Raw genomic sequence first — 4,789 nt, forward strand, 5'->3', positions numbered from 1 at the left:
GGGCTTGTCCTCAGTTGCTCGCGTCCACTGTGTTGTTCTGAAACAACGACCCACCCGAATTCGGGTGTCTGGTTGACAGTTTCATAGTGTTTCGGTGGTCATAGCGTGAGGGAAACGCCCGGTTACATTCCGAACCCGGAAGCTAAGCCTCACAGCGCCGATGGTACTGCAGGGGGGACCCTGTGGGAGAGTAGGACGCCGCCGAACAATTATTGCTGAAGAACCCCCATCCGGTTTCCGGATGGGGGTTCTTCGCGTTTCCCGGGTGCTTCGGGATGACCGACTTACTCCTCCTCGGACTGTGCCTCCTCCGTCGGGGCCTGCCCCTGGGCCTGCGCGGGTCGTTGGGCCTCCGGCTGGGGGGTCTGGGTCGGCGCGGCCGGGGGGTCGGCCGTTCCCCAGGACGGGCGGTTGAGCCACTTGTCGGTGGTGGTGAGCCGGGCGACGCCGGTGCCGTCCGGCCGCATGCTGTAGAGGTCGGCGCCGGCGCCCGCGGGGGCCTCGGTGAAGACGATGGACTGGCCGTCGGGCGCGTAGGCGGCGGCGCCGTAGAAGGCGTCCGAGGGGGCGGGGGTGAGGGCGCCGATGGCGGTGCCGTCGGGGTGGACGGTGTAGATGCCGCCGCCGGGGGCGTTGTCGGGGCCGGCCGGGTAGGTGGTGAAGAGGATCCGGGTGCCGTCGGGGGACCAGTCGGCGCGGTCGCCGGCGCGTAGATCCCAGGGGGTGAGCTGGCGGAGCCCGGTGCCGTCCGCGTTGACAACGTAGACGGCCCGGCCGGCGGCGGGCTGCCCGCTGGCGCTGGTGCGGTACTCGAAGGTGAGCTGCTTGCCGTCGGGGGACCAGCTGGGGTTGCTGACCGAGCCGGAGTACGGCTTGTCGTTGGTGAGGAAGGTGAGCCGCTGGACGTCGGTGCCGTCGGGGCTCATCAGGTAGAGGTCCGAGTACTGGGTCTGGTTGTTGCCGGCCGGGTCCAGGGCGCCCCAGGAGCGGCTGAAGGCGAGCTGTTTGCCGTTCGGGGAGTACGCGGGGGCGCGTTCGTCCTCGTTGGCGCAGTCGGCGCCGCCGCCGGAGCTGTCGCAGAGCTGGCTGATCTGGTGGGCGCCTTCGCCGGAGGCGGCGACGGACCAGAGCCGGGCGGCGCCGGTCTGCGGATCGGTGCGGTCGAAGACGACGGTGGTGCCGTCGGGGGACCAGTCGGGGCGGTCGTCGCGGGCGCGGTCCGGCGGCTGGGTGATCTGGCGCTGGCCGCTGCCGTCGGGGGCGAGGGTGACGATGGCGCTGGTGCTGCGGGAGGTGTCGGTGTAGGCCCGGCTGACGATCAGTCCGTTGTGCGCGGTGACCGCGACGGGGGCCCCGGCCGCCGCCCCGACCACGCCGGGCGTCGCGGTGGGCGTGGTTTCTGGGGCGGCCGAGGGGGACTCCGGCCGGATCTCCGAGAGCGGGATCTCCCCGGGTTCGGCCCCGCAGCCGGTGAGCAGGGTGCCCAGAAGCAGAAGGCCCGCACCTGCGCTTGCGCGGGTGCGGGCTCTGCTCGTGGGTGTTTGCCGTGTGCCGGTGATCCGTGCCATCTCCGCCTCGACCTTTCCGACCGCTCGACCTGTGCCCCCGTCGCCGGTTCAGGACGAAGGCCCCTGAAAGGAGCTGTCACTGTGTCAGACGGGGCGCGTCGGCGGCCGGGCGACACGCGACGGATCGCGCTCGCTAGGTCGCACGGAGTAGTGGAGGGCCGGGCGGTGGCGGGCCGGAGTGGCGGAGAGGCCGGTGCAGGTGGGGCGGGAGTCGTCAGCCCCGGGCGGCGCGGCGCTCGGCCTTGGCGAGGGCCTCCGCCTCGTCCTCGGCCTCGGCGACCTCCAGGGTGGGCGCGGTGCCGCCGAGGTGGGTGGGCAGCCACCAGGTGTCGTCCGGGCCGGAGGGCTTGCCGGGGTACTCGCGCTGGGCCTGGTCGAGCATCTCGGTCATGGCGGCGCGGAGCCGTCTGGTGACCATGACGGGCTTGTCGGTCGGCCCGAGGTGGATCGGCTCGCCGATCATGATGGTGACCGGGACGTGGCGCTTGGTCAGGGTCTTCGGCCGGCCCTTGGTCCAGAGCTGCTGGGTGCCCCAGAGGATGACGGGCAGCAGCGGGGTACCGGAGTCGGCGGCCATCCGGGCGGCGCCGGTCTTGAACTTCTTCAGCATGAACGAGCGGCTGATCGTCGCCTCGGGGAACACCCCGACGACCTCGCCGGCCTTGAGGGCGCGTACGGCGGCCTCGTACGCGGGCTGGCCGTCGGTGCGGTCCACCGGGATGTGCTTCATGCCGCGCATCAGCGGGCCGGAGATGCCGTGCTTGAAGACGTCGTCCTTCGCCATGAAGCGGGTCTTGCGCTTGCCGCCGCGGAAGGCGCCGAGGCCGGCGAAGAGAAAGTCCAGGTAGCTGATGTGATTGCTGACCAGTACCGCTCCCCCCCTGGCGGGGATGTGTTCGGCGCCCACGATCTTGATCCGCACGTCGAGCGCGCGGAAGGCGGTGAGTGCGGCGCCGATCACCGGCGGGTACACGAACTCTGCCACGGTCAGTCCTGACTTCCACGGGCCGGAGCCCGGTTCGGCGGGGGCCCGCGACGTCGCGGGCGGTGCCGACCGGAGCACGGCACTCCGCGGCGGTCACGGGTGATACACGGAGATGATCCCCCGAACGAGTGCCTGCTGTCACCTGAGGCGTGCAGTCAAGCCGATTTTCCCGGTGTGATCTCCGTGATGAATTCTCACGGGAACTTTTCCGTTCACCGGGCCGGGGGTTGCCGGGGCTGCTGGGGGAGGCGGGCCCTTGCGCGGCCGGGCGGGTTCAGGCCCCCGCGGTGAGCCGGCCCTGGGCGCGGCGGACCACCGGGTAGAGCTCGCAGCCGACGCAGTAGCCGAAGACGGCGTTGAGGAAGGCGGCGGCGAGGCCGGTGGAGGTGGCCAGCAGGCCGAGCCAGGTCACGCCGGTGATGTGGCCGAGGACGCCGACCGCGGTGAACACCACGAGGATGCCCTGGCCGAAGCGGAGCGGCCGCTCGTCCTCGGTCTCCGAGGGCGGGGCCAGGCGGGGCAGGACGAGGATCCGGAAGAGCCAGTCGTACGGGGAGAGCCGTAAGCCGCCGAACGCGGCGAGGGCGAAGACCAGGGTCTGGCCGGCGAGGAGGACGCTGCTGCCGGTGAGGAGGACGACGATCAGGACGGCCGAAGTGAGCGCGGCGGCGAAACGGGGACCTCGGGGGTCGGTCTGCACGGGGGCTCCGGGAGGGTCGCGACGGGCGGCAGCGGCGGACGGTGGCGACAGGCGGTTGCGGCGGGCGACGGGTGGCGGCGTCAGCGGCGGCCGGGGTCGGCGGCCCGGCCCGGGAGGGTGGGGCGGCGGGCGGTCGGCGGCGGCGGTGAGGAGCGCTCGGAGTCCACCGGCCGATCGTACGCGGCCCGCCCCCGGCGGTCGACCGTGCCTTTCGGGGCCCACGGGGGCTGGCGCAGACTGGGTGGATGACCGGGCTGGTGGTGTGCGTTGTCGTACTGGCGCTGGCGACGACGTTCGGGCTGTCGAGAGCCGGCCGAGACGGAAGGATGAGGGTGAGCACCGAGGACGGGACGGTACTGCTGTCGGAGGCGGAGCTGGGCGGGCCGCTGGGCGCGCGGGCGACGTTGGTGCAGTTCTCGACGGTCTTCTGCCAGCCGTGCCGGGCGACCCGGCGGGTGCTCGCCGAGGTGGCCGGGATGGTGGACGGGGTCGAGCACGTCGAGGTGGATGCCGAGGAACGGCTGGAGCTGGTCCGCCGGCTGGGGGTCCGGCGGACGCCGACCGTCCTGGTGCTGGACGCGGACGGCCGGGTGGTGCGCCGGGCGGTGGGGCAGCCGCGCAAGGCGGACGTGATCGCGGCGGTCGGCCGGGCGGTCCTCGGCCGGGCGGTCTGAGGAACCGGTCGGGTCCGGGGTCGGTCGGGGCCGGGGCCGGTCGGGGCTGGGCTCGCTCAGGTCCGGGGGCGGGACGGTTCGGGGGCTGCCCGGGGAGCGATTCCGTCGCGGTCGGACCGCCCCGTCAGGTGGAGTCGGCCCGCCGCTGGGGCAGGATGGGCGCAGGCTGCGGGCGCCGCCACCGGGCGTAAGCTACTGGCCAGTAGTGACCACTGAGCCACTCGAGTATGCTGCCAGGAAGTTCCGGACCGGCACGGGAATTCGCTGCCCGGAGCGGGTGCGTTCCGTGTTCGCGCCCGCTTGCAAAGCCGCAGCCGCCGGACGAGACCAGTACAGGAGACAAGGCCGTGAGCTTGAGGATCGTTGTCTGTGTGAAGTACGTGCCGGACGCGACGGGTGACCGTCGTTTCGCGGACGACCACACCACCGACCGGGATGGCGTGGACGGCCTCCTGTCGGAGCTGGACGAGTACGGCGTGGAGCAGGCGCTGCGGATCGCGGAGGCGAACGAGGGTTCCGAGGTCACGGTGCTGACGGTGGGGCCGGACGACGCGAAGGACGCGTTGCGCAAGGCGCTGTCGATGGGTGCGGACAAGGCCGTGCACGTGAACGACGACGACATCCACGGTTCGGATGTGATCGGGACGTCGGCGGTGCTGGCGAAGGCGCTGGAGAAGACCGGGTTCGACCTGGTGATCGGTGGTATGGCGTCGACGGACGGCACGATGGGTGTGCTGCCGGCGCTGCTGGCGGAGCGTCTGGGTGTGCCGCAGGTGACGCTGCTGTCGGAGGTCTCGGTCGAGGGCGGTGTGGTGCGGGGCCGTCGTGACGGTGACGCGGCGACCGAGCTGGTCGAGGCGTC

The 4,789-nt window shown here is 72.2% G+C and carries 5 protein-coding genes and 1 rRNA gene; 3 read left to right on the forward strand and 3 right to left on the reverse strand.

Features of this window, described 5'->3' with window-relative positions; translation table 11 throughout:
• Nucleotides 1-90 precede the first annotated feature (90 nt).
• Nucleotides 91-207 (forward strand): 5S ribosomal RNA (gene rrf, locus IE332_RS40355).
• Nucleotides 208-284: 77 nt separating this feature from the next.
• Here rrf and IE332_RS40360 read toward each other — a convergent pair.
• The 3 genes from IE332_RS40360 to IE332_RS40370 all read right to left on the reverse strand — a co-directional run bounded on the left by IE332_RS40360 (nt 285) and on the right by IE332_RS40370 (nt 3,253).
• Nucleotides 285-1,568, reverse strand: coding sequence for a TolB family protein (locus IE332_RS40360; RefSeq protein ID WP_189926862.1), 1,284 nt, complete (start codon nt 1,566-1,568; stop codon nt 285-287).
• Between the two features lie 214 nt (nt 1,569-1,782).
• On the reverse strand, nt 1,783-2,553 hold the full coding sequence (locus tag IE332_RS40365; protein WP_189926864.1) for a lysophospholipid acyltransferase family protein: 771 nt from the start codon (nt 2,551-2,553) through the stop codon (nt 1,783-1,785).
• Between the two features lie 274 nt (nt 2,554-2,827).
• The gene (locus tag IE332_RS40370; protein ID WP_189926866.1) at nt 2,828-3,253 is read right to left on the reverse strand and encodes a DUF4395 domain-containing protein; all 426 of its coding nucleotides are present in this window, start codon (nt 3,251-3,253) and stop codon (nt 2,828-2,830) included.
• Between the two features lie 245 nt (nt 3,254-3,498).
• On the opposite strand from IE332_RS40370, the gene IE332_RS40375 reads away from it, so the two are divergent.
• Entirely contained in the window at nt 3,499-3,927 is a 429-nt protein-coding gene (locus IE332_RS40375) for a TlpA family protein disulfide reductase (RefSeq protein WP_189926868.1), read from the forward strand.
• Between the two features lie 347 nt (nt 3,928-4,274).
• Nucleotides 4,275-4,789 (forward strand): electron transfer flavoprotein subunit beta/FixA family protein (locus IE332_RS40380; RefSeq protein WP_189925785.1); only part of this gene is annotated, 515 nt, incomplete at its 3' end.

The sequence above is a fragment of the Kitasatospora xanthocidica genome, from assembly GCF_014656195.1.
Taxonomy (GTDB): domain Bacteria; phylum Actinomycetota; class Actinomycetes; order Streptomycetales; family Streptomycetaceae; genus Kitasatospora; species Kitasatospora xanthocidica.

What these genes read in the sequence shown, in the direction of transcription:
- IE332_RS40360 (WP_189926862.1), bottom strand. Translation starts at nt 1,568, where the DNA reads ATGGCACGGATCACCGGCACACGGCAAACACCCACGAGCAGAGCCCGC.
- IE332_RS40375 (WP_189926868.1), top strand. Translation starts at nt 3,499, where the DNA reads ATGACCGGGCTGGTGGTGTGCGTTGTCGTACTGGCGCTGGCGACGACG.